We start from the raw sequence: 2,928 nt of genomic DNA on the forward strand, positions 1-2,928 counted from the left end.
TCGCAAGGGCACACCAACTCGATGTGATGCCCGAGGTCTCGTAACGCGACCATCTCTTTCAACGTGCGTACTTCTTGCCCGCCCCATCCTCTGGATGATTCGCTGTGCAATATCTTTAATGATTTCATACTTCGTTTGAGCGGTAACGCAGTAGGATTGCCAGTCAACGGCGGACGGCGGATCCGAAATATATCGTAATAATTGAATCCAAATCTTAGGATTCCCTTGCCTAAGGGAATGTCCGGACGGACGTTCTTACAGAGTCAATCCGTTGCAAGGCGGACGGAACGAACTGCTTACAGGACGTTGACGTCTTTAATTCAACTTCGTTTTCAAGAGGAGGACAACACGACCGCGATGGCGGTACTCCACGTCGGCGCCCGGTCAGAAAGCGGGTGGCCAAATTCGTGCAACTGCCACCGCTCGCGCCAGTCTGGCACGCCACCCCGGCAAAGAGCGAGGCCGTCCAGCGGGCGGCCAGGCGACGGTGTTCCTCGACTTCGAAGCGATTCGAGGCGGGCGTGAATCGTCGATGTCGAAAGACGCGCTTTGACTGAACGCGTCGGCCGTCGATTGGGATCGCGGCCGTCTCCTTTTGCCCGAACCCGATCCAACGTGGAACAGCGAAGCCACGCTATAGTGATCTGGCTGTAGCGGGTATCGAGCTAACTGTGGAGCTCGGCTTAAAAGCCGTGCCGAACAGAAACCGTCGCGCCTGTATCGTGCGAATGGAGAACTGCAAGACGCGCCGTGGCAGAAAATACCCAGTCATCGACTGTTAGCGACAGCCTTCGTTGCGGTTGCGCACCCAGCGTTAAAACCGTGGTCGGCAACTGGACGATCGAGATTTGCGGTGCCGTCGACGGACCCGGATGTAGAAAATTCGAGGCCTGCTGGAGGACCGGCACAGGCGTTGGTGTGGTTTTCCCGGCCCCGAATCCAAAGTCGTGTGTTACCTGCGCACTATAAAAATCCGCCATCTGCGCGTAAGACGACTTTCCTTGATTCGGCTGAGATTCCATTTCATAGCTATGCAAATAGCGTTGCGGTTCTGGTATGGGCGGAACAAGCTCGGGCAGGGGCGCGATGTTCGCAACCATCATCGTTTCGGACGAATCGATGACGAGGCTTTCAGCGAACGCATATCCGCTCAGCATACAAAATATTGCGCCGACAATCCTTTCGCTCAGGCACGTCATGGGCATGCCTCCAATGAAGGAATTGAAACGTCACAGTACCGACCGTTACCCCTGAAGAGACCGCCGTTGCAGATTCGCCTGCACTCACATTGTAGACAGTCCTTCGCGTCTGGCTAGCTCAATGTGTGTCGCGTCCTCCATGCCACGGCGGGCGATATCTGCGATCGTCTCCGGCATGACGATGAACGCAAAGCTAACGTAGGGGTCGTGACCGCCGCCTAGACGAGATCGCTCGATAACAGCGTTGGACTCAAGTGTAGCCCCCTAGCCCTGACCAGCTTAGACCCGATGCATAGACAGCGGTTGCTTTCAAAGAATTGCGGCTACCTTTCCCTTGCTTCCCCGACTGGTAGTCAGCAAAGTCCACAAAACCTCACGGCGTCGATTCTGCAGAGAACTTCTATGCGATGGAGCCGGGGGAGCTGGGCTAGCGCGCCGGCGTAACAGAACTTTGCACGTCGTCGCCGCTACAAGCACCGTTTGACCCGAGCGTCCGGCGTGGATTCAATCGGTGGCCGATGTCTCCGTCCCTCGAGTCGGTCGTCGATGACCTCGCGCAGCCGAAACAACGCGATTTTCAGCTTTCCGTCTTCGGCCAGGCGGCGAACCGTGCGTAACACGTCCTGCTCGAATGGATCGGGTTTGACGATCCTCTCCGTCTCGTCGATGAAAGCTCGGACGTCAACATAGAGTTCGCTCGGATAGAGATCGATCTGGCGATTTACCTGATTCATCAAAACCGTCCACCTATCGGCAAGTTGGTTTAGTGTTTCCGGAAAGCGCCACACCATGTCCCCCCTATAGCAATCCTCTACCAATTGGCCGATGCAAAGTCTCGCGCGGTGCACTCGCAACGCACGCAAAGCTCTAACCTTGGAGCCCAGCAGAGCTGCACTTGACACCGTGTCGAGAAAACGTCCATGAAGATCTTAGACGACCGTAAACCGACGTTTTAGAACCGCTCCGCGCGCTCCTTGCGGTGCATTTCCAACTGCGTAATCACACGCTGCAGTACGCGTTCCGTATTTCCCTTCAGATCGACGAACCGGCAGCCTAGAACGGTGCGGCGCTCGCCGGTCGGCGTGACCACCTGACGAGGCGCGACGATCTCCAAATCCACCGGCACCGCGCCGAGTCCGCCCAATTGCACCCTCACGTTTTTCCAGATTGTGCCCTGCGCGAGCGATTCGAAACGCGTGTCCCTCGTGCGTAACAGCACGCCGCCGAGCGACAGGTCCTGCAATTCGAACTGGAACGCGACGCCCGCGCCATCGGCCCCGCTGGCGATGAACGCATCGAACATCGGCGTATCGACGCGGTAGTACTCGCGGCGCTGCACGTAATGGAGCAGTTTGGGAAACGGCGCTTCGAAGGCCGGGCGCCCTTCGAAGGACGTCGCGAAGGCACGCCCCGTCACGAACCGGGTTCGAATGCCCGACGGCTGGCTGCGGAACGTGAGCTCGTCGGCATGGACGAGTTCGCGGTTTTCACGCGGCGTGCTGCCGAAATCGAAGATAAAGCGCGCGCCGCGCGAATCGACGTCGAGCAACTGCGTCACGAACTGCGTGCCGTCGAATTCGACTGTCAGGAAGTCGCCGCGCGTCAGCATGCGCCGCATGCACAGCGCGATCTGCGGTGTGAGCCGCTGCGCGTAGCGGTCGTCGGTCTCCCACGCATTCGTCTTCACCGCGCTTTCGTTGGTCAGGGAAGGATCGGCAATCATCGTGAT

General features: G+C 58.0%; 3 protein-coding genes. All 3 read right to left on the bottom strand.

What is annotated here, in order from left to right; all coding sequences use genetic code 11:
* Positions 1-683: 683 nt before the first annotated feature.
* Positions 684-1,199 (bottom strand): hypothetical protein, encoded by a 516-nt coding sequence (locus AWB81_RS41600; protein WP_062644307.1) that lies wholly within the window; start codon positions 1,197-1,199, stop codon positions 684-686.
* A gap of 467 nt (positions 1,200-1,666) precedes the next feature.
* The gene (locus tag AWB81_RS41605) at positions 1,667-1,933 is read right to left on the bottom strand and encodes a hypothetical protein (protein WP_062644309.1); all 267 of its coding nucleotides are present in this window, start codon (positions 1,931-1,933) and stop codon (positions 1,667-1,669) included.
* A gap of 218 nt (positions 1,934-2,151) precedes the next feature.
* The coding region (locus AWB81_RS41610; protein ID WP_235026211.1) for a flagellar brake protein at positions 2,152-2,928 on the bottom strand (777 nt) is incomplete at its 5' end.

This window comes from Caballeronia arationis (assembly GCF_001544975.2).
Classification (GTDB): Bacteria; Pseudomonadota; Gammaproteobacteria; order Burkholderiales; family Burkholderiaceae; genus Caballeronia; species Caballeronia arationis.